This is a genomic window from Polynucleobacter sp. MWH-UH35A (assembly GCF_018687075.1).
GTDB lineage: Bacteria > Pseudomonadota > Gammaproteobacteria > Burkholderiales > Burkholderiaceae > Polynucleobacter.
Window position 1 is genome coordinate 1,590,537 of record NZ_CP061285.1, and the last position, 21,316, is coordinate 1,611,852.

General features: G+C 47.8%; 16 protein-coding genes. 7 read left to right on the top strand and 9 right to left on the bottom strand.

Annotated features, from left to right (window positions below):
- Nucleotides 1–5: 5 nt before the first annotated feature.
- From dxs to xseB, 3 genes are all read right to left on the bottom strand, one after another.
- Nucleotides 6–1,907, bottom strand: a complete 1,902-nt coding sequence (gene dxs / locus ICV36_RS08345; protein ID WP_215400243.1) for a 1-deoxy-D-xylulose-5-phosphate synthase — start codon at nucleotides 1,905–1,907, stop codon at nucleotides 6–8.
- Between the two features lie 86 nt (nucleotides 1,908–1,993).
- The gene (locus ICV36_RS08350) at nucleotides 1,994–2,890 is read right to left on the bottom strand and encodes a polyprenyl synthetase family protein (protein WP_215400244.1); all 897 of its coding nucleotides are present in this window, start codon (nucleotides 2,888–2,890) and stop codon (nucleotides 1,994–1,996) included.
- 2 nt (nucleotides 2,891–2,892) lie between these two features.
- On the bottom strand, nucleotides 2,893–3,126 hold the full coding sequence (xseB, locus tag ICV36_RS08355) for an exodeoxyribonuclease VII small subunit (protein WP_215400245.1): 234 nt from the start codon (nucleotides 3,124–3,126) through the stop codon (nucleotides 2,893–2,895).
- A gap of 161 nt (nucleotides 3,127–3,287) precedes the next feature.
- Between xseB and ICV36_RS08360 the strand changes: the two genes are divergently transcribed.
- Nucleotides 3,288–4,394: an SRPBCC family protein gene (locus tag ICV36_RS08360; RefSeq protein ID WP_215400246.1), complete on the top strand. Its 1,107-nt coding sequence runs from the start codon at nucleotides 3,288–3,290 to the stop codon at nucleotides 4,392–4,394.
- Nucleotides 4,395–4,452: 58 nt separating this feature from the next.
- Entirely contained in the window at nucleotides 4,453–5,283 is an 831-nt protein-coding gene (locus ICV36_RS08365) for a sulfurtransferase (RefSeq protein ID WP_215400247.1), read from the top strand.
- A 30-nt stretch (nucleotides 5,284–5,313) separates the two neighbouring features.
- Here the strand turns inward: ICV36_RS08365 and ICV36_RS08370 are convergent, their stop codons facing one another.
- Genes ICV36_RS08370 through polA form a run of 3 tightly spaced genes read right to left on the bottom strand, consistent with a single transcriptional unit; the run spans nucleotide 5,314 to nucleotide 9,835 of the window.
- Nucleotides 5,314–6,087 (bottom strand): ZIP family metal transporter, encoded by a 774-nt coding sequence (locus ICV36_RS08370; protein ID WP_215400248.1) that lies wholly within the window; start codon nucleotides 6,085–6,087, stop codon nucleotides 5,314–5,316.
- A 5-nt stretch (nucleotides 6,088–6,092) separates the two neighbouring features.
- Nucleotides 6,093–6,968, bottom strand: a complete 876-nt coding sequence (locus ICV36_RS08375) for a dienelactone hydrolase family protein (RefSeq protein WP_215400249.1) — start codon at nucleotides 6,966–6,968, stop codon at nucleotides 6,093–6,095.
- Between the two features lie 38 nt (nucleotides 6,969–7,006).
- Complete coding sequence (polA, locus tag ICV36_RS08380) at nucleotides 7,007–9,835, bottom strand: DNA polymerase I (protein WP_215400250.1); 2,829 nt, start codon at nucleotides 9,833–9,835, stop codon at nucleotides 7,007–7,009.
- 116 nt (nucleotides 9,836–9,951) lie between these two features.
- On the opposite strand from polA, the gene ICV36_RS08385 reads away from it, so the two are divergent.
- The 3 genes from ICV36_RS08385 to ICV36_RS08395 are packed head-to-tail and all read left to right on the top strand — an operon-like array spanning nucleotide 9,952 to nucleotide 12,095.
- Nucleotides 9,952–10,326 (top strand): hypothetical protein, encoded by a 375-nt coding sequence (locus tag ICV36_RS08385; protein WP_251374978.1) that lies wholly within the window; start codon nucleotides 9,952–9,954, stop codon nucleotides 10,324–10,326.
- 18 nt (nucleotides 10,327–10,344) lie between these two features.
- A complete protein-coding gene (locus tag ICV36_RS08390; protein ID WP_215400252.1) occupies nucleotides 10,345–11,319 on the top strand; it encodes a homoserine kinase in 975 nt (324 codons plus the stop codon).
- Complete coding sequence (locus ICV36_RS08395) at nucleotides 11,316–12,095, top strand: BPSS1780 family membrane protein (RefSeq protein WP_215400253.1); 780 nt, start codon at nucleotides 11,316–11,318, stop codon at nucleotides 12,093–12,095. Before ICV36_RS08390 ends, ICV36_RS08395 begins: the two co-directional genes overlap by 4 nt.
- Here ICV36_RS08395 and ICV36_RS08400 read toward each other — a convergent pair whose 3' ends face one another.
- Entirely contained in the window at nucleotides 12,096–14,462 is a 2,367-nt protein-coding gene (locus ICV36_RS08400) for a UvrD-helicase domain-containing protein (protein ID WP_215400254.1), read from the bottom strand.
- Nucleotides 14,463–14,486: 24 nt separating this feature from the next.
- On the opposite strand from ICV36_RS08400, the gene ICV36_RS08405 reads away from it, so the two are divergent.
- Entirely contained in the window at nucleotides 14,487–17,378 is a 2,892-nt protein-coding gene (locus ICV36_RS08405; protein WP_215400255.1) for a valine--tRNA ligase, read from the top strand.
- Nucleotides 17,379–17,409: 31 nt separating this feature from the next.
- Nucleotides 17,410–18,294, top strand: coding sequence for a UTP--glucose-1-phosphate uridylyltransferase GalU (galU, locus tag ICV36_RS08410; protein ID WP_215400256.1), 885 nt, complete (start codon nucleotides 17,410–17,412; stop codon nucleotides 18,292–18,294).
- A gap of 89 nt (nucleotides 18,295–18,383) precedes the next feature.
- On the opposite strand, the gene ICV36_RS08415 is transcribed toward galU, so the two are convergent.
- On the bottom strand, nucleotides 18,384–18,629 hold the full coding sequence (locus ICV36_RS08415; protein ID WP_216860890.1) for a sulfurtransferase TusA family protein: 246 nt from the start codon (nucleotides 18,627–18,629) through the stop codon (nucleotides 18,384–18,386).
- On the bottom strand, nucleotides 18,626–21,250 hold the full coding sequence (gene alaS / locus ICV36_RS08420) for an alanine--tRNA ligase (protein ID WP_215400257.1): 2,625 nt from the start codon (nucleotides 21,248–21,250) through the stop codon (nucleotides 18,626–18,628). The genes ICV36_RS08415 and alaS overlap by 4 nt, the downstream gene beginning before the upstream one ends.
- Nucleotides 21,251–21,316 lie beyond the last annotated feature (66 nt).

The following is a 21,316-nucleotide window of genomic DNA, read 5'->3' on the forward strand; positions in this document are numbered from 1 at the left end:
CTGGCTTATTTGCCTACAAGCACTGAATTTGTGGTCAATATTGTTGGAAAACGTTGTTTGATCGAGTTCGCAATACCTTCTACATCCAAGCCACACTTGGTCATCAGCAAGTTGTAATCGCCGTGTTCAATAAATTGATCGGGAAGACCTAACTGCAACAAGGGCTTATTAATGCCAAGATTCGATAAAGCCTCTAAACATGCGCTGCCAGCGCCACCAGCAATCGAACCATCTTCAATCGTTACAAAATAATCATGATCCGCCGCTAAAGATTGAATTAAATCCACATCCAGCGGTTTAACAAAACGCATATTGGCTACAGTGGCATTAATACCCTCCGCTACTTCAAGAGCTGGATAGAGCAAAGTGCCAAATGCCAAAATCGCAACGCGTTGACCAGCAGGCGCTGTGGATTTACAACGGATCTCGCCTTTGCCCATAGGTAATGTGCGCAGCTCTTTAGAAGGAGTTGTGCCAACACCCGCACCACGCGGATAGCGCACCGCACTTGGATGAGGCTGATGGAAAGCTGTTGTTAACAAGTCGCGGCACTCTGCTTCATCTGCAGGTGTCATCACCAACATATTTGGAATACAGCGCAAGAATGGAATGTCATATGCGCCAGCATGGGTTGCACCATCAGCGCCAACCAAGCCTGCTCGATCTAATGCGAAAAGCACCGGCAAATCCTGTAATGCAACATCATGAATGAGTTGATCATAGGCGCGTTGCAAGAAAGTCGAGTAAATAGCGACCACTGGCTTCATTCCCTCGCAAGCCATACCAGCTGCAAAAGTAACTGCATGTTGCTCAGCAATACCTACGTCGTAGTAACGCTTAGGGAAATTTTTCTCAAACTCAACCAAGCCAGAGCCTTCGCGCATAGCAGGTGTGATGCCAATCAACAAAGGATCGGCATGCGCCATGTCGCATAGCCACTCGCCAAATACTTGTGTAAACGTTTTCTTACTAGCAAGTGACTTCTTGACACCCTCTTCAGGATTAAATTTACTAGGGCCGTGATACAGCACAGGATCTGCTTCAGCCAATTCGTAACCCTGACCTTTTTTAGTCACTACATGCAAGAACTGTGGGCCCCGACCTTCTAGGGCTAAGCGACGCACGTTCTGCAACATTGGAATCAAGGCATCTAAATCGTGGCCATCAATCGGACCAAAGTAATTGAAGCCAAACTCTTGGAAGATTGTTGATGGCGAAACCATACCTTTTGCATGATCTTCAAGGCGTTTAGCAAATTCCCGTAGTGGCGGTGCAATGGACAAAACGCTATCAATCCCCTTTTTGGTCGCTGAGTAAATATTGCCGCTCAGCAATCTTGCTAGATGACGGTTAAGCGCCCCCACCGCAGGAGAGATCGACATGTCGTTGTCATTCAAAATCACTACCAGCGGCAAGTCGTCATATACGCCCGCATTGTTCATCGCCTCAAAGGCTTGTCCACCAGTCATGGCGCTATCACCAATCACAGCCACAGCGACGTGTCGTTCGCCTTTAGTTTGGAATGCACGAGCCATACCCATTGCCGCAGAAATACTCGTTGATGAGTGACCAGTACCAAACGCATCAAACTCGCTTTCAGAGCGATGCGGGAAACCAGACAGGCCTTTGTACTGGCGCAGAGTATTCATGCGCTCTCGACGGCCAGTCAGAATCTTGTGTGGATAGCTTTGATGTCCAACATCCCAAACGATACGATCTTCGGGCGTATCAAAAACATAATGCAAAGCAATCGATAACTCCACCGTTCCCAAATTTGACGACAAGTGTCCGCCTGTTTTCGAAACCGAATCCAAAACAAACTGACGTAACTCATCTGCTAAAGCGGGAAGCTCTTCACGTGTAAGTTTTTTAAGATCGTCAGGAGAGTTAATGGAATGTAAAGTCATTGAATCTAAGTAATCTGTACTGATGAATTTCTCTTTTGCTTCTGTTTTGCTTCTGTTTTGTTTCTCTTTTGTTTCTATCTTGCCTCTTAGTTGCTACGGTCTACAACCAAAAGAGCCAAATCTTTCAATGCTTGCGCTGATGCGCCAAAACTTTCTAAGCTGGCGATCGCTACCTCTTGTAGCTCTTTAGCCTGCTTCTGTGCATAGTCTAAACCCATCAAGGTCACATAAGTCGGCTTATTCGCTGCAGCATCCTTGCCGGCTGTTTTACCCAAGGTTTGACTATCGGCAGTGGCATCCAGTACGTCATCCACAATCTGAAATGCTAGGCCCAGGGATTTTGAATAACTCTCTAGATGCGCCATTTCTATTGGGTTAAGTTGTGCGGCAATGCCCCCTAACTCAACCGCGCATGACAACAGCGCGCCGGTTTTCATGGCATGCATTTGCTTAAGACCTGAAAGATCCAATTTCTTGCCTACGCTCTCCAAATCAATCGCCTGACCACCAGCCATACCTCGCGAACCTGAGGCCGCCGCTAATGCAGAAATCATCTTCAAGCGCACATCCGCATCAGCGTTTGTGTTGGCCAGGATTTCAAAGGCACGCGTTTGCAATGCATCGCCCACAAGCAATGCGGTTGCCTCGTCATATGCTTTATGTACCGTAGGGCGACCGCGACGTAAATCATCATCATCCATGCACGGCAAGTCATCGTGCACCAAAGAGTAAGCATGAATACACTCAATTGCTACAGCGGCTGCATCTAATGCCTCATTACATTCTTTGCCATCACCAAGCTGCCCAGCGGCATACACCAGCAGCGGACGGATACGCTTGCCACCACCCTGCGCTGCATAACGCATGGCCTCATGCAAACGGCGTGGAGTGTTTTGTGCAGCATCAAGCAAACGATCCAACGCTAGTTCAGTTCGCTCAGAGTGTGAATGAAGCCACCCCTGAAATTGCAAAGCATTACTCAAAATTAAGCCTCAAATACCCGAACTTGTTGCTCAACCCGAGCCAACATTCCTTGGCAGTGTTTTAGTAAAGCAGCGCCACGTTGATAGGCTAATAAGGTTTCCTCAAGCGAAAATTTGCCGGATTCCATGTCAGAAATAAGCTTCTCAAGCTCTTTGACGGCTTGCTCATAGCGCAAATCGGGGTCAATCTGGACCTCTAGATCGGTTTTTTGAGTCTCTGACTTCTTGGTTGCCATAAGCTGTTTCCTTCGTATTTCCTACACGGATAGCCCTACATATTAAAGCGAGAACCCTCTTGGATGGGTATAATCCACCCCTTCCTTTCCAATATCGATCCGTCGATGGTTGGATTGGTTATTCCGCTTAGCTTCGGCTGACGTTTTCGGGGGTGGGGAGAATGACTAATCTGGCTACCGCGCAGAAGCTTGCGCCGTCCAATCTACAACTGCCGGTTTCGGCATATTTTGACGCTGATTTATATCAGCGGGAAATTGAACTGCTTTTTAAGCAGGGACCTGGCTATGTTGGCCACGAACTCATGGTGCCTGAAATGGGCTCCTATCAAACCTTAAGCGCTGAAAACGAAGGACGCATCCTCGTTCGCAATGAATCTGGTGTTGAGCTACTTTCCAATGTTTGCCGCCATCGTCAAGCACTCATGTTGAATGGCAAAGGCAAGACTGACAATATTGTTTGCCCCCTACATCGCTGGACATATGACTTAGGCGGAAACTTATTAGGCGCTCCACACTTTGAAGATAAGCCTTGTTTAAATTTGGGTAAGTCACCCTTGCAAAATTGGCAAGGACTCCTATTCGAAGGTCCGCGAGATGTTCGCACTGATTTAGCCAAACTCGGCGTTGCCGATGATCTGAAATTTGATGGGTATGTTTTAGACCATGTAGAAGTGCATGATTGCAATTACAACTGGAAAACATTCATCGAAGTTTATCTCGAGGACTACCATGTGGTGCCATTTCATCCAGGCCTAGGAAAGTTCGTTTCTTGCGAAGATCTGCGCTGGGAATTTGGTGATTGGCATAGCGTACAAACCGTTGGCATCCACAAGGATTTGCAAACACCTGGCTCACCTACTTATCGCAATTGGCATGAAGCGGTATTGCGTCAATTTAACGGCAAAGTCCCACGCCATGGGGCTATCTGGCTAACCTACTACCCCAATGTGATGGTGGAATGGTACCCAGGCGTTCTTTGCGTATCCACATTGCATCCCATGGGGCCAGGCAAGACGCGCAATATTGTCGAGTTCTATTACCCAGAGGAAATTGCCTTATTTGAACGCGAATTTGTGGAAGCAGAACGTGCCGCCTATATGGAAACCTGCATCGAAGATGATGAAATTGCCGAGCGCATGGATCAAGGACGCGCAGCACTTTTAGCACGCGGCATCAATGAAGTGGGGCCATATCAAAGTCCCATGGAAGATGGCATGCAACATTTTCATGAATGGTATCGCCGCGTGATGAATTTTGATGGCGCATAATCAAATCAGGTTTATTTCATTTGGCTAGCAAATCTCACTACTACTAATAGGAAGCATCATGAGCCCACTCATCTCAGCAAACCAGTTAGAAGAAATCATCAATAGTGGTGAAGATGTATTGCTCTGTGATTGCCGCTTTGATTTGGTAGATCCGCTGATTGGCAAAAAGTCTTACGAAGAAAGCCATATCCCCGGCGCAATTTATGTTGATTTAGACCGGGATCTATCCGGTGCAAAAACCGGTGTAAATGGTCGCCACCCCCTTCCCAGCCCAGAGGCTTGGGCGCAAACCAAAGCTCGCCTCGGGATTAGCCCAAATACTTTAGTAGTGGCCTATGACAAACAAGGCTCTGTCTATGCAAGTCGCTTATGGTGGATGTTGAAAGCCACTGGTCATGCCAAGGTTCAAGTTCTGGATGGCGGCCTAGATGCCTGGAGTGGACCCATGGGCAAGATCCCAAGGGTGCCCACCCCTTGCAGTCAAGCAATTGGTGTAATGCCTTATACAGGACTTGTTTTGGTTGATGACGTCGTAGGAAATCTGCAGACTCAGAAAAGCAAAATTATCGATGCGCGTGCCAATGATCGCTTTCATGGTCAAAATGAAACGCTTGATCCAGTTGGCGGACATATTCCGGGCGCCATGAATCGTTTCTTTAAAGACAATCTCAATGCGACAGCATTTAAATCTCCAGAGCAATTATTCAAAGAATTCTCAGAACTTCTCGGTTCAATTAAAGCCTCTGAAGTGATCCACCAATGTGGATCTGGCGTTACTGCTTGCCATAACCTTCTAGCAATGGAGCTTGCTGGATTTAAAGGGTCGCGCCTATATGCAGGCAGTTGGAGCGAGTGGTGTGCAGACCCTACTAGACCTGTAGAGCTCTAGAGCACAGGACTCTGAGCGGGTTTATTTGTATCAATGCAGTAGAGATAGCAAGATAACAAAGCCCACCCCGCAGGCAATCAATACTGTTTGACGCAAAGACTCCACCCAGTGTGGGCGGCGATGCATTTGTGGAATGAGATCACTCACCGCGATATAAATAAAACTACTAGAGGCAATTACCAGCAAGTAAGGCATTGCTGCGTGAGCACGCTCAAGGAAGAAGTAGGCGAGCACGCCACCAACTACTGCCGATAAGCCACAAATAAAGTTGTATAGCAATGCCCGAGCACGCGAAAAGCCTGCATTCAACAACACAATGAAATCACCAATCTCTTGTGGAATCTCATGAGCGATGATGGCAATAGCAGTAAAGATACCTACCTGATAATCAGCCATGAAGGCAGCAGCGATCAAAATACCATCAACAAAATTATGAATTCCATCGCCAACCAAAATCATCCAACCACTTCGACCAGCATTCTCAGCGTCATGGCCATGGTGGTGATGGTGACCATCACCCTCGTGATGATGGTCGTGACGCAGTAAAGCAATCTTCTCCAGCAAAAAGAAGCCTAGCAGCCCAGCAAGCAAAGTAGCAAATAACAGCTGAGGCTTTGCGCCCTCCATGTTGAAAGCTTCAGGCAAGGAGTGCAGCAAGGCGGTGGCCAACAAAATACCCACCGACAGACTCACCAGATTGTTGACCATCTTTGAAAGCATGGCCAACGAACAGCTTGCAGCAACTAGAACGCTAGCGGTACCTGCTAATGCAGTAACCAAGAGAATGCTTTGTAACACCGTCATCGCGATTACGCTACTCCGTTTTTCTTAAACCAAGCGAGGCACTTTTCCCAACCATCTTTGGCGGGACCTTCGCGATATGTGGCGCGATAGTCTGCATGGAACGCATGCGGCGCATCTGGATACACCTCAAACTGACAGGCTTTGGCTGCCGGATTTTTTTGGGCCGCTTGCGCTAGGGCTGCACGCATTTGATCAATACTCTCCAATGAGATACCGGTATCAGCAGCGCCATACAAACCGAGTACTGGTGCCTTTAAATCAGCTGCGATATCCACAGGATGGCGTGGATTACCCTCGGTCTTTTCTCCAATGAGACGTCCATACCAGGCTACACCTGCACGAACTTGTGGCAAGGTTGCTGATAGCCAAGTAATGCGGCCACCCCAACAAAAGCCAGTGACACCAACTCTTTTAAGATCGCCACCATTTTTTCCAGCCCATACTAAGGCTGCCTGCAAGTCATTTAAGACCTGCGAATCTGGAGTTTTAGCGACGATATTTTGCTGAATCTCCGCTATCGTTCCATAGGTATTTGGATCACCTGCGCGAGTAAAGAATTCTGGTGCGATTGCAAGATAGCCTAGTTTTGCAAAACGTCTTGTGACATCAGCAATATATTCGTGCACGCCAAAGATTTCACTTGCAACAATAATGATCGGCAAAGAACCTTTTGCCTTTTCAGGACGAGAAACATAAGCAGGCATCTGAAAACTGCCTACTGGAATCATCTGCTCACCCGCCTTGATACCCTGAAAATCCGTCTCAATAGCAGCAGCCATAACTGGCTCAGATGCCGCTACAAATCCAACCCCAATAGCGGTAGCGCCAAGTGCTGAAGTCTTAATAAAATTGCGACGACTATTTTGAATCTTCTTATCCATAAATTCTGTCTCCCATTTATTAGCTTTAATGCTGACGATTAATGCGCCTCTTCCCAATTATCGCCAATCCCAATACTAACCACCAAAGGCACCTTAAGATCGGCAACATGGCACATTAAATCCGGCAACTTGGACTGCAAGAGCTCAATTTCATCCAAAGGTACGTCAAACACCAATTCATCATGGACCTGAAGCAGCATTTTGGTTTTCAACTGCTCTTTCTCAAGCCAATCCTCAACAGCAATCATTGCCAACTTAATTAAGTCTGCAGCGGTACCCTGCATGGGAGCATTAATGGCAGCACGCTCGGCGCCTTGGCGACGTGGACCGTTTGAGCCCTTGATTTCTGGCAACCAAAGACGGCGCCCGAAAACCGTTTCAACGTAACCATGCTCTCGCGCTTCCAGACGAGTACGCTCCATATATTGAGCTACCCCAGGATAGCGGTCAAAATATTTAGCAATGTAGTTTTGCGCAGCAGAACGTTCAATACCCAAGTTACCCGCCAAACCAAATGCACTCATACCGTAAATCAAGCCAAAGTTAATCACCTTGGCATAACGCCGTTGCTCAGAATTAACATCTTCCAACGGAATACCAAAGATCTCTGCTGCAGTGGCTTGGTGAACGTCTTTACCTTCTCTAAATGCGGTTAGTAGATTTTCATCTTCGGCAATATGCGCCATGATGCGTAATTCAATTTGTGAGTAATCCGCAGACAACAACTTGCAACCTTCGGCCGGAATAAAAGCCTCCCGTATGCGACGACCCTCTTCCGTACGCACCGGAATATTTTGCAAGTTGGGATCACTGGAAGCTAGGCGGCCTGTGACAGCTGTGGCTTGAGAAAAGTTCGTATGCACGCGCCCAGTCTTGGGGTCAGCCATGCGCGGTAGCTTCTCAATGTAAGTCGACATCAACTTCGCCAAACTACGATAATCCAAGATACGTGCCGGCAAAGGATAGTCTTCAGCCAGCTTCTGCAGCACTTCCTCGTCGGTAGATGGCGCACCCGATGGTGTCTTTTTAATGACGGGCAACTCTAACCGCCCAAATAAAATTTCAGCGATTTGTTTGGGTGATTGAATATTAAAAGGCTGGCCAGCCAACTTGTGGATCTCGCCCTCCAACTCCAGGAGCCGCTTACCCACCTGCTGCCCTTGCTTTGCCAGTAGCGCAGAATCAATCCGAATGCCATTGCGCTCCATGATGCCGAGTACTCGCATAGCTGGCATTTCGACGTTTTCATAAATATAGAGCAATCCTGGGCTTTCCTGAATCTGGGGCCATAGCTCTAAGTGAAGGCGGAGGGTAATGTCAGCATCTTCGGCTGCGTAATTGGTAGCAGTCTGGAGATCCACTTGATCAAAGCCGATCTGATGAACGCCTTTACCGCATACCTCTTCATAGCGAATGGTTTTTATACCGAGATGGCGTTCAGCCAAACTATCCATATTGTGAGGCATATGTGATTCGAGCACATATGACTCCAACAAGGTATCAAATGCAACGCCTTTTAAAGTAATGCCGTAATTTGCAAAAATATGGGTGTCATATTTCAGGTTCTGACCAACCTTCAAATGCGTCTCGCTCTCCAACCAAGACTTCATGCGAGCGAGCACTAGCTCGCGATCAAGGTGCACTTCACCATTGCGGTGTGCCACTGGAATGTAACAAGCCTCACCTGGCTTTACCGATAAAGAAATACCCACAAGCTCTGCAGCAAGTGCATCTAGACTCGTGGTTTCAGTGTCGACCGCAGTCAATGCAGAAGACTCGATCTTTTTCAGCCACTGGTTTAATCCAGCTTCATCCACTACGCACTCATAGTGACGTTCGATAGCATCTTGAGAGTCGCGCGTTTCTTGTGACAAATCTTTAGTTGGTGCGCTAGCAATAATCCGGGACTTTTTCTCTTCGTCACCCTGATGAATACTGGCGTTAATTGGACTGCCTGCTAGATCAAAGGAAGCCGTCTCAGACCCTTTATTCTCCTGGGTTGTAAGCTGTTTTTCGACATCACGCAACCAAGTCTTAAAGGCGTAACGCTCAAACAATTCACGTAGCAAAGGCGCATCCTCTGGCTTTGCATGCAAATCATCTAGGCCAGGCAAATGCGGTGATAAATCACAATCAGTCTTTACAGTAATCAGTTGACGTGCCTGTGGCAGCCAAGAAAGTGTGGCGCGCAAGTTCTCACCCACAACACCCTTTACTTGATCGGCGTTCGACATCAAGTTATCGAGATTGCCAAATTCTGCTAACCATTTATTTGCAGTCTTTGGTCCCGCCTTTGGTACACCCGGCACGTTATCGACAGCATCGCCAATGATGGATAAATAATCCACAATCAACTCTGGAGGCACGCCAAACTTTTCCTTAACGCCCTCGATGTCTAGCTTTTCATTCGTCATCGTATTAATGAGAGTGACTGAAGAGTTTACTAGTTGCGCTAAATCTTTATCGCCCGTGGAAATAATGGTTTCCCATCCAGCTTGCGTTGCTTGACAAGCCAAAGTGCCAATCACATCGTCCGCCTCCACCCCAGAAACCATTAATACCGGCCAACCCAAAGCCTTGACCATGGCATGAATAGGCTCAATCTGCTTGACCAAGTCCTCAGGCATCGGCGAGCGGTGGGCTTTGTAATCCGCATACATTTCATCGCGAAAAGTCTTGCCCTTGGCATCAAAAACACAGGCAATATGGTCAGCCTTGAGCTCTGTGCGAGCTCGGCGCATCATATTGACCATGCCGTAGATAGCCCCAGTAGGCTCGCCAGCCCCATTTCTCAGGTCTGGCATGGCATGAAAGGCGCGATAGAGGTAGCTAGAGCCGTCTACCAACAAGAGTCTATGTTTAGTCATACCGCAATCGTACAATCTAGTTGTGAATTGCCTACAGGTCCGGTTAGGGAACCGTCCGAGAGTAGGCTTAAAAAGGTGAAAAAATGCATTATTTAATGAACTTAATGAGCCACACAATGAGCCAAAGCCTAGCCCTCATGAGCGTTTTGGTGTTTTTGGGACTTTTTGGGGTTACTTCAGCCCAAGCTCAGAATAACAGTCAGGCACTGAGTCAGTCTGAACTAAACCGCATCAACAATCAGCCACTTGCGCCAACAGTGAGTGCTACAGGTGTTATGAATGCACCGGAGCAACGCAAACCAAATTATCAGTACAAAGATAAAAATGGCACCACAGTGACAGAATACAAAGATGTCAACTCACCAACCCAGGTCGACGTAAAAACACCCTACACCAGCTATGAAATGGCGCCCCCAACATCGGTGATGCCAGGGCCTCCAAAAGAAACCGATCTCATTAGCGTTCCCAGCATTAGCATTCCCTTCAAATAAGATCTTTTGAATTAGTTTATGGCTGTATTTACTCCAATCGAGCTTGAGGATGTTTCTCAATGGATTTCTCAGGACTTTGATATTGGCGAGGCAAGTGAAATTCGTGGCATTCATGGTGGCATTGAAAACTCTAATTTTTTCTTAGACACTACTAAAGATAGCAACAAACAGGAATATGTTTTAACCATCTTTGAAAGATTGACAGCACAGCAACTGCCTTTTTACTTGGAGCTGATGCGCCACCTTGCAAACAAAGGTGTCCCCGTCCCCAAGCCAATTGAAAATAAACAGGGTGAGATTCTTTTCACCCTTAAGGGCAAGCCAGCAGCCATTGTTACCAAGCTTCCAGGCCTCTCGAGACTTCAGCCAGAGGAAAACCATTGCGCCCTCGTCGGAGAGATGCTTGCCAAGATGCATTTAGCTGGAAAAGATTTTCCGAAATCGCAAGAAAATCTGCGCAGCCTTGCTTGGTGGCAAAAAACCATCCCTCAAGTGTTGCCACATCTCAGTACATCCCAAAGAGAACTCATTACGGATGAGTTAAAAGCACAAGAAGAATTCTTCTCCTCAGGCACCTACGACGGATTGCCACAAGGTGCTAGCCATTGCGATCTGTTTCGCGACAATGTCTTATTTGATCCAAAGGGAACCGATACCTCTCACGATCAATTAGGCGGCTTCTTTGATTTCTATTTTGCCGGCACCGATAAATGGTTATTTGATGTTGCCGTGACTGCCAATGATTGGTGTCTTGCTGACAACAAACAAGATTTGGATCCTGCACGCTTAGATGCATTTATGAAGGCCTATCAATCTATTCGCCCCCTGACTCAGGGAGAGCAAGCCAGCTGGCCACTCATGTTACGTGCGGCAGCCTTACGCTTCTGGGTGTCTAGACTGTGGGATTTTTACTTGCCACGCGATGCACAGATGCTCACTCCTCATGACCCTACGCACTTTGAACGCATTCTTTTAAGTCGTCGCTCACTATGAAACTCAATTCTGTAACGCCCAAAGAAGGCTACACCTGGATTAGGCAAGGCATCTGGCTCTTCAAACAGAATCCTTTAGGCTTCTTGATGCTGGTCTTTATGTATGTCTTTGCAGCGCAATTGGCAGTCATCATTCCAGTCATAGGCGTTTTTGCCGTACTGCTGCTCACGCCGACACTTTCGGTTGGCTTTATGACCGCCTGTCGCCAAGCGATTCAGAAAGAGCGCATTAGACCCATAGTCTATTTGGTGGCCCTGCGATCCAGTCTAATTGTTCGCAAAAGAATCTTGCAGCTTGGCTTGGTGTATGCGGGCATGGTTTTGCTGCTGAGTTTTATCTTAAGTCTCTTGGTTGACTTTGAGTTACTACTGCCATTGATGACAAGTGAAAAACCCATCACCCCCGAAGCATTGCGCCAAGTTTACTTAGTACTTTTCTTTGGTGCGTTGCTGTATGTCCCAGTAGCCATGTTGATGTGGTTCTCGCCAGTTCTGGTGGCATGGGCTGATATGTCTGTGCCGCAAGCACTCTTCTCTAGCGCATTAGCGTGTTGGGCTAATAAAGCCGCATTCTTTCTGTATCTCTCCATATGGAGCACCATCCTGATTGCCATTCCATTAACCGTAGGAATGATTTTTGATGCGCTGGATCTTGGGCAAGTAGCCTCCTTCATCATTGCCCCAATCTCCATGGCGGGACTGACAATAATGCACTGCTCTTTCTATGCAACTTGGAAGGCGTGCTTTACCGAAGGTGAAGCGGCACTAAACGTTTAATCAGTCGATCGCAGTAAGCTTTGCAATACTGAGTTGTAACCATTTAATACCATGGCGCTTGAAGTTCACTTGCGCGCGGGCATCAGCATCTACACCCTCGAGACCAGTAACACGCCCCTCACCAAACTTGGTGTGGAACACATTTTGTCCGACGGTAAAGGGATAGTTTCCGCGTGGTGGTGACGCCAATCTTTTCACTTCCATTGAGGCTGAGCCTACGCGTTTAACCGGCTTTTGACGCTCAGAGCCTGAATCAAAAAAGTCATTAGATTCATATTCGCGTTGACGGGTATAACCATCTTGCCAAGTGGAGCCAGATCTTGAGTTATTGCCGCCCCAGCGCGCATCTCTTGCCTTTGGTGTAAGCCACTTCAATGAATCGGATGGTAGCTCCTCCAAAAAACGAGAGGGCATGTTGTAGCGCACTTGTCCATGCAACATACGCGATTGGGTGTGAGACAGATACAAGCGCTCTTTAGCACGAGTAATCGCCACATACATCAGACGACGCTCTTCTTCCAAACCATTTTGTTCGTTCACGCTGTTCTCGTGCGGAAATAAACCCTCCTCGAGACCAGTAATAAACACCGAAGTGAACTCCAAGCCTTTGGCGGAGTGCACTGTCATCAGTTGGACGGCATCTTGACCAGCCTGAGCCTGATTGTCACCAGCCTCTAACGAGGCATGGGATAGAAAGGCTGCTAATGGTGATACCTCAACAACACCTGGCGCATTTTCTCCCGGCAACATAGCTGCCTCTGCATCCTGACCATAACCTTCTTCAGCAATAAAAGCAGTTGCAGCGTTAATCAATTCTTGTAAATTTTCTACGCGATCCTGCCCTTCGCGCTCCGAGAGGTAATGCTGAATTAAGCCACTATGCTGAATCACAAACTCGACCGTTTCAGGCAGGGTATTATGACGAGTCGCCTCCCGCATGTGATCAACTAAGCGCACAAACCCGCCGAGCGCTGCGCCTGCTTTGCCTTCTAAGGTAGATGCCGCTAAATACAAAGAGCATTGCTGTGCTCTAGCAGCGTCTTGCAATGCCTCGATTGATCTTGCACCAATTCCGCGCGTTGGAAAATTGACCACTCGAGAGAAAGAGGTGTCATCATTTGGATTCTCGAGCAAGCGTAAGTAAGCTAACGCATGTTTAATTTCAGCGCGCTCGAAAAAGCGCAAGCCGCCATAAACACGATACGGAATACCCGCAGAAAATAGTGCGTGCTCAATGATGCGAGATTGGGCATTACTGCGATACAGCAAGGCAACCTCGGTACGCTTGATGCCGCTATTCACAAGCGCTTTGATCTCATCAACCAACCAAGCAGCTTCAGCATGATCGCTCGGCGCCTCATAGATACGAACTGGCTCGCCATGACCAGCATCCGTTCTCAGGTTTTTACCAAGCCGCTCAGAGTTATTGGCAATCAAGTGATTTGCGGTATCTAGGATGTGACCGTGCGAGCGATAGTTCTGCTCCAACTTCACCATTAAGGGGTGATATTGCTTTTCATAGAGACGCATGTTTTCCACATCAGCGCCACGGAAAGCATAAATACTTTGATCGTCATCGCCAACCGCAAATACGGAACTGCTACCCATACCACTGACATTGATGCGACTTGCGTCATGACCTGATAACAATTTGAGCCAGGCATATTGCAATGCATTGGTATCCTGGAACTCATCAATCAAGATGTGGCGGAAGCGTTCTTGGTAGTGCGTACGAATGGCTTCACTGTGTTTGAGAAGTTCATAGCTACGCAATAAAAGCTCGGCAAAATCCACCACGCCTTCGCGCTGACACTGCTCATCATAGGCTGCATACAGTTGCGCCATCTTGGCTTGAAAGTCATCGCCGACCGATAAATCTTTGGCGCGTTGACCGCGTTCTTTAGCGTGAGCAATAAAGTACTGCAACTGCTTGGCTGGATATTTTTCATCATCTACTTTTAGACCCTTTAGAAGGCGCTTAATCGCAGAGAGTTGGTCTTGGGTATCCAAGATCTGAAAAGTGGAAGGTAAACCCGCTTCTTTATGGTGAGCGCGCAATAAACGGTTGCAAAGACCATGAAAGGTGCCTATCCACATGCCACGCGTATTAATCGGCAACATAGCGCTCAGGCGGAGCATCATCTCTTTGGCAGCCTTATTGGTAAAAGTCACCGCTAGGACGCCAATAGGGGATACCTGGCCAGTCTGAATCAACCAGGCTATACGGGTGGTGAGCACACGGGTCTTACCACTGCCTGCCCCGGCCAAAATCAAAGCCGATTGGGCTTGGCCATTTTCATTTACGGGCGGGAGGGTCACTGCCTCGCGCTGTTCTGGATTGAGGTTCGCGAGTAAGTCTGAGTACATCAGCCCAATTATAATTTGCCTCTTATGCCAAATGCCTCAAATACCCCTAATTCACCAGCGGCCAGCTCAGCGGACGAGCTCGCCAAATCCTACGAACCAGCCCCGATTGAGGCCTATTGGGGTCCAGAGTGGGAGCGCCGGGGTGTTGCCGATTCGACTATGGATGAAGGTAAGAGCAATTTTTCGATTCAGTTACCCCCTCCAAATGTGACTGGCACCCTTCATATGGGCCATGCCCTCAACCAAACCATCATGGATGGCTTGGTACGTCATGCTCGCATGTCAGGTAAAAATACTTTGTGGGTGCCTGGCACCGATCACGCCGGCATCGCTACTCAGATTGTTGTTGAGCGCCAACTCGACGCACAAAAAGTCTCTCGCCATGACTTGGGTCGTGAAGCCTTTTTAGAAAAGGTATGGGAGTGGAAAGAAACTTCCGGCAACACCATCACCAGACAAATTCGTCGCCTTGGCGCATCGATTGATTGGGGTAAAGAATATTTCACAATGGACAGCAAAATGTCCAAGGCGGTGGTCGAAGTTTTCGTACGCCTACACGAACAAGGCTTGATCTATCGCGGCAAACGTTTAGTGAACTGGGATCCTGTTTTAGGAACTGCGGTTTCTGACTTAGAGGTAGTGAGCGAAGAAGAAGATGGATCAATGTGGCATATCCACTATCCATTGAGCGACGGCTCTGGTCATCTCACAGTAGCCACCACCCGCCCAGAAACCTTGCTGGGTGACGTCGCCGTTATGGTGAACCCAGAAGATGAGCGCTACAAACACCTCATCGGTAAGTCGGTCAATCTACCTTTGTGTGACCGCCAAATTCCGATCATTGCAGATGACTATGTTGATTTGAACTTTGGTACAGGCGTTGTCAAGGTCACTCCAGCACATGACTTTAATGACTACGCAGTAGGTCAACGCCATCAATTGCCGATGATTAATATCCTTACACTGGATGCCAAGATTAATGAAAACGCTCCAGCCACATATCGGGGTATGGAACGTTTTGCAGCACGCAAACAAGTAGTTGCCGATTTAGATGCTGCAGGCTTGCTTGAAAAAGTTCAACCACATAAATTAATGGTGCCGCGCGGTGATCGCACTCAAACCATCATCGAGCCGATGTTGACGGATCAGTGGTTTGTAGCAATGTCCAAACCCAGTCCAGATAATCAATATCAACCAGGATCATCGATCGCTGGCGCAGCATTAGATGCAGTGACAAAGGGCGACATTAAACTGGTTCCAGAAAACTGGATCAATACCTATACCCAGTGGCTGGAGAATATTCAGGACTGGTGCATCTCCCGCCAACTCTGGTGGGGCCATCAAATTCCTGCTTGGTATGGCGATGACGGACAGATTTTTGTAGCACGCTCCGAAGAAGAAGCTAAAGCCAAAGCTGCCGCAGCGGGCTATACCGGCAAACTCAATCGTGACCCTGATGTTCTAGATACTTGGTTTAGTTCTGCGCTAGTGCCTTTTAGCTCATTAGGCTGGCCAGAGAAAACGCCTGCCTTAAATCACTTCCTACCTTCATCAGTGCTGGTTACTGGTTTTGACATCATCTTCTTCTGGGTAGCGCGTATGGTCATGATGACTTGCCACTTCACCGGAAAGGTGCCGTTTCATACCGTTTATGTGCACGGCTTAGTTCGCGATGCTGAAGGTCAAAAGATGAGTAAGTCCAAAGGCAATACCTTGGACCCTATTGATTTGATTGACGGCATCAAGATAGAAGACTTAGTGGGCAAACGAACTACCGGCTTAATGAACCCGAAGCAAGCCGAGAGTATTGGTAAAAAAACCAAGAAAGAATTTCCGGATGGCATTCCAGCATTTGGCACAGATGCCCTGCGCTTTACCTTTGCCTCTTTAGCCTCACTTGGTCGCAATATTAATTTTGATCAAAAACGTTGCGAAGGCTATCGCAATTTTTGCAATAAGCTTTGGAACGCCACTCGTTTTGTATTGATGAACTGCTCTGGCGGCGATGAAGATAATGGCTTAGCGCCGTGCGATAACCAGTGCGGCCCCGAAGGCTATCTAGACTTTTCGCCTGCAGATAAATGGATCGTCTCTCAACTCCAAAGAACTGAGGCAGATGTGGCTAAAGGTTTTGAGAACTATCGTTTTGACAATATTGCCAGCAGCATTTACCAATTCGTCTGGGATGAGTATTGCGATTGGTATTTAGAGCTTGCGAAGGTGCAATTACAAACTGGCACCCCTGCTCAGCAACGTGCGACGCGTCGTACTTTATTACGTGTTCTGGAAACAATCTTGCGCATGGCGCATCCACTGATTCCGTTTATCACTGAAACACTATGGCAAACCGTTGGGCCAAAGTCTGGCAAAGAATTAGCCAAGCAGGTTAAACAAACGATTGCACTGCAACCCTATCCTGTTGCTCAGCCTGAAAAAATTGATGAGCAGAGTGAAGCTTGGGTAGCGCAGATTAAAGCGATTGTGGACGCCTGCAGAAATCTACGTGGTGAGATGCAAGTTCCCCCGGGTCAAAAAGTGCCCCTTTGGATTTTTGGACCGCAGCCATTCCTAGAAAAAGCAACGCCGTATTTAATGGCATTAGCTAAGCTGGCTGAGGTCAAAATCTATAGCGATGAGTCTGCTCTAGAAAAAGACGCCCCTGGAGCGCCTATTGCTCTGGTAGGTGATATCAAGCTATTACTTAAAATTGAGGTGGATGTGGCTGCTGAGCGACTTCGCCTTGGTAAGGAAATTGAGCGACTAGCCAATGAAATCAATAAAGCCAAGGGCAAATTGACCAATGAAAGCTTTGTGGCTCGTGCCCCAGCCGAGGTTGTTGCCCAAGAGAAACAACGTCTTGCCGGCTTTGAGCAAAACCATGAGAAGCTTGTTGCACAATTAGAGCGTCTTAAATAAATTACGACTCAATAAAGCGATTGGAAGTGATATGCCATTAAGCACTAAAGCAGTTACCAAAGCAGTCTTCCCAGTTGCAGGCTTGGGTACGCGCTTTTTGCCAGCCACCAAGGCAAGCCCAAAAGAGATGCTCAATGTGGTCGACAAGCCACTCATTCAATATGCTGTTGAAGAGGCAATAGCTGCCGGCATTACTGAAATGATTTTTGTTACTGGTCGAAGCAAGCGGGCTATTGAAGATCACTTTGATAAAGCTTATGAGCTCGAGGCCGAGTTAGAGGCTAAGAATAAACAAGCACTGCTGGACATCGTTCGCAGTGTTAAGCCTAGTCACGTAGACTGCGTCTACGTACGTCAACCTGAAGCCCTGGGCCTGGGTCATGCTGTTTTATGCGCAGAAAAACTGGTGCGTGATGAACCATTTGCCGTCATCCTCGCGGATGACTTGCTTGATGGCAAACCCCCAGTACTCAAGCAGATGCTAAAAGTATTTGATGAGCAAAATGGCTCAGTGCTTGCAGTAGAAAAAATTGATCCCTCAAAAAGCAGCTCCTATGGCATTGTTTCTGGGGATGCAGTTAGCAATGGGGTTTACCGCTTAAACGGCATTGTAGAGAAGCCACAGCCCAAAGATGCTCCATCAAACCTTGCCGTAGTAGGCCGCTACGTTCTCTCCTCAGATATCTTCAGTCATATTCGCAATCTCAAACCTGGTGCTGGCGGCGAGATCCAACTTACTGATGCGATCGCTTCTTTACTCAAAGAAGAGCCTGTCTTTGCATATGAATACGATGGTGTGCGCTATGACTGTGGTAGCAAGCTTGGTTATCTCAAGGCATCGGTAGAGTTTGCCCTGCGCCACCCAGAGGTATCCGCTGACTTTGCCGCCTACCTTAAAGGCCGCTCCCTAACTTAATGATGGTGCGTGTGAAATAAAAAAGGCAGAGATTATCTCTGCCTTTTTGCTTTACAGCTTAAACATAAGCATGAAAGTAAAATCGTTTCTTATCTACGCTTCATAAAGAAAACCAACACATCGCCCTCAGTTGTACTTGCAAGCAACTCGTTACCAGTTTGTTTGGCAAATGCAGGAAAATCATGGGCGGCGCCAGCATCGGTAGCCTTAATCTTCAGAACCTCGCCAGACTGCATGGTTGCCAAAGCTTTTTTGGTACGCAAAATAGGTAACGGGCAATTCATGCCAATAGCGTCCACCTCTGCATTGAAAGCAATATTCACTGGCTCACTCATTTGCTTGCTACCCAATCTTTAACGCCTGCTAAAGCAGCGCCCAGCTTGCTTGGGTCAGTGCCGCCAGCCATTGCCATCTCTGGCTTGCCGCCGCCTTTGCCGCCGACTTGTTGGGCAACAAAGTTCACGAGATCACCTGCCTTCACTTTGCTTGTAGAGTCAGCCGTTACACCAGCAATCAAACTCACCTTATCACCTTGAACTGATGCCAACACAATGGCGGCAGTCTTGAGTTTTGCCTTTAAAGCATCCATGGTTTCGCGCAGAACCCCAGCATCAGCACCATCTATGCGCGCAGCAAGAACTTTAATGCCATTTACATCCGTTGCTTGACCAGCTAATTCGTCACTCTGACTTGCAGCTAACTTCGAGTTCACTTTTTCTAATTCGCGTTCAGCTTGGCGCAGGCTCTCTTGAAGTTGTGCAACACGATTTACTAAATCGCCAGGATGGGTCTTGAGAATCGCTGCAGCTTCATTAATCTTATCTTCTAAGCCTTGCAAGAAGTGCAACGCATTGTTTCCAGTAACTGCCTCTACACGACGAATACCAGCAGCCACACCGCCCTCAGAAACAATCTTCAAGCTACCTATATCGCCTGTACGGGATACATGCGTACCGCCACACAGCTCTTTAGAGCTACCAATCTCAAGGACTCGCACCTCGTCACCATACTTCTCACCGAAAAGCATCATGGCACCGGTCTTTTGGGCGTCATCTAAAGACATGACTTTGCCGGAAGTGGCGGTGTTGTCCAAAATCTCTTGATTCACAATATCTTCAATGCGACGAATTTGTTCGGCAGTTATTGGTGCGTTGTGCGTAAAGTCAAAACGGGTTTTTGTAGCATCTACCAAGGAACCCTTTTGCTGCACATGATCACCCAATACTTCACGCAATGCTTTATGCAAGATGTGAGTCGCGCTGTGATTGCGCATGGTGTCAGTTCGCTGCTGTGTATCTACCAAAGCGTTGAGAGAGTCGCCTACTCTAAGCTCACCTTCAAGTACTTCGCCCTGATGACCAAATACATCCGCTTGGATCTTGAAGGTATCTTCAACCGCGAAACGAATGCTCTCGTTACGGAGTTCACCTTTGTCGCCTACCTGGCCACCAGATTCAGCATAGAAAGGGGTGTTATCTAGAACAATTACGGCTGCATCGCCTGCTTTAACAGCAGGCACTGCCGAACCATCCACATAGAGAGCTGTTACTTTTGCGCCCTCATGCTTCAGGGTGTGATAACCATGAAACTGCGTAGGAGCACCTTTGTAGTCCAAGCCTTGGGCTACCTTGAACTTGCCTGCTGCACGTGCTTGATCACGCTGCTTTTGCATTGCCACTTCAAAGCCTTCAGCGTCAACCGTTACCCCGCGCTCACGACAAACGTCAGCAGTCAAATCCAATGGGAAGCCAAAAGTGTCATGCAAGCGGAAAGCAGTTTCACCATCAACTACTTTTGCACCACCAGCCAAAGCACCATCCAAAATTTCCATACCATTAGCAATCGTTTGGAAGAAACGCTCTTCCTCTTGCTTAATTACTTCGCTCACTTTGTCTTGCGCAGCGCGCAACTCTGGATAGGCATCGCCCATCTCTTGAACAAGCGCAGGGACCAACTGATAAAAGAATAGTTTGCGCGCGCCGAGTTTATAACCATGACGAATTGCGCGACGGGCAATACGGCGCAATACATATCCACGACCTGCATTACCTGGAATCACGCCATCCACTACGATGAAACTGCAGGCGCGGATGTGATCAGCAATCACTTTTAATGAAGGGCTTTGGGCATCGCAGTTGTCACCGCCAGCCGCATCTACCACTTCCTTGGAAGCCTTTAGCAGATTGACGAAAAGGTCGATTTCATAATTTGAGTGAACGTGTTGCAAGACTGCGGCAATGCGCTCAAGACCCATGCCGGTATCGACGCTAGGCTTAGGTAGCGGATGCATTACTCCCGCTTCGTCGCGGTTGAACTGCATGAACACGTTGTTCCAAATTTCGATGAAACGATCACCGTCTTCTTCTGGACTACCAGGAGGGCCACCAGGAATATGATCACCATGATCGTAAAAAATTTCTGTGCAAGGGCCGCATGGACCTGTGTCACCCATCATCCAGAAATTGTCGGATGCATAACGAGCGCCTTTGTTGTCACCGATACGCACAATACGATCCGCAGGTACGCCAATTTGCTTATTCCAAATTTCATAAGCCTCATCATCTTCGGCGTACACCGTGACTAATAGCTTTTCCTTTGGCAGCTTGAAGACTTGGGTCAATAAATCCCAGGCAAATTGAATCGCATCTTTTTTGAAATAGTCCCCGAAGGAGAAATTTCCCAGCATTTCAAAAAAGGTGTGATGGCGAGCGGTATAGCCCACGTTATCCAAATCATTATGTTTTCCGCCGGCCCGGATGCACTTTTGAGCAGTGGTTGCCCGGTTATAGGGGCGCTTATCAAAACCCAAAAACACGTCTTTGAACTGATTCATGCCTGCATTCGTAAACAGCAGGGTGGGATCATCCCCCGGAACAACTGGGCTGGATGGGACGATTTGGTGGCCCTTTTGGGCGAAGAAATCCAGGTAAGCCTGGCGAATTTGGGAGACTTTCATGGCGATAATTATCGCATTGGCACTAGCCTAGGGCAAACGCTAGGCAAGAAGCCTCAAACCTGCCTT

What these genes read in the sequence shown, in the direction of transcription:
- dxs (WP_215400243.1), bottom strand. Translation starts at nt 1,907, where the DNA reads ATGACTTTACATTCCATTAACTCTCCTGACGATCTTAAAAAACTTACA.
- xseB (WP_215400245.1), bottom strand. Translation starts at nt 3,126, where the DNA reads ATGGCAACCAAGAAGTCAGAGACTCAAAAAACCGATCTAGAGGTCCAG.
- ICV36_RS08360 (WP_215400246.1), top strand. Translation starts at nt 3,288, where the DNA reads ATGACTAATCTGGCTACCGCGCAGAAGCTTGCGCCGTCCAATCTACAA.
- ICV36_RS08365 (WP_215400247.1), top strand. Translation starts at nt 4,453, where the DNA reads ATGAGCCCACTCATCTCAGCAAACCAGTTAGAAGAAATCATCAATAGT.
- ICV36_RS08370 (WP_215400248.1), bottom strand. Translation starts at nt 6,087, where the DNA reads ATGACGGTGTTACAAAGCATTCTCTTGGTTACTGCATTAGCAGGTACC.
- ICV36_RS08375 (WP_215400249.1), bottom strand. Translation starts at nt 6,968, where the DNA reads ATGGATAAGAAGATTCAAAATAGTCGTCGCAATTTTATTAAGACTTCA.
- polA (WP_215400250.1), bottom strand. Translation starts at nt 9,835, where the DNA reads ATGACTAAACATAGACTCTTGTTGGTAGACGGCTCTAGCTACCTCTAT.
- ICV36_RS08385 (WP_251374978.1), top strand. Translation starts at nt 9,952, where the DNA reads ATGAGCCAAAGCCTAGCCCTCATGAGCGTTTTGGTGTTTTTGGGACTT.
- ICV36_RS08390 (WP_215400252.1), top strand. Translation starts at nt 10,345, where the DNA reads ATGGCTGTATTTACTCCAATCGAGCTTGAGGATGTTTCTCAATGGATT.
- ICV36_RS08395 (WP_215400253.1), top strand. Translation starts at nt 11,316, where the DNA reads ATGAAACTCAATTCTGTAACGCCCAAAGAAGGCTACACCTGGATTAGG.
- ICV36_RS08400 (WP_215400254.1), bottom strand. Translation starts at nt 14,462, where the DNA reads ATGTACTCAGACTTACTCGCGAACCTCAATCCAGAACAGCGCGAGGCA.
- ICV36_RS08405 (WP_215400255.1), top strand. Translation starts at nt 14,487, where the DNA reads ATGCCAAATGCCTCAAATACCCCTAATTCACCAGCGGCCAGCTCAGCG.
- galU (WP_215400256.1), top strand. Translation starts at nt 17,410, where the DNA reads ATGCCATTAAGCACTAAAGCAGTTACCAAAGCAGTCTTCCCAGTTGCA.
- ICV36_RS08415 (WP_216860890.1), bottom strand. Translation starts at nt 18,629, where the DNA reads ATGAGTGAGCCAGTGAATATTGCTTTCAATGCAGAGGTGGACGCTATT.
- alaS (WP_215400257.1), bottom strand. Translation starts at nt 21,250, where the DNA reads ATGAAAGTCTCCCAAATTCGCCAGGCTTACCTGGATTTCTTCGCCCAA.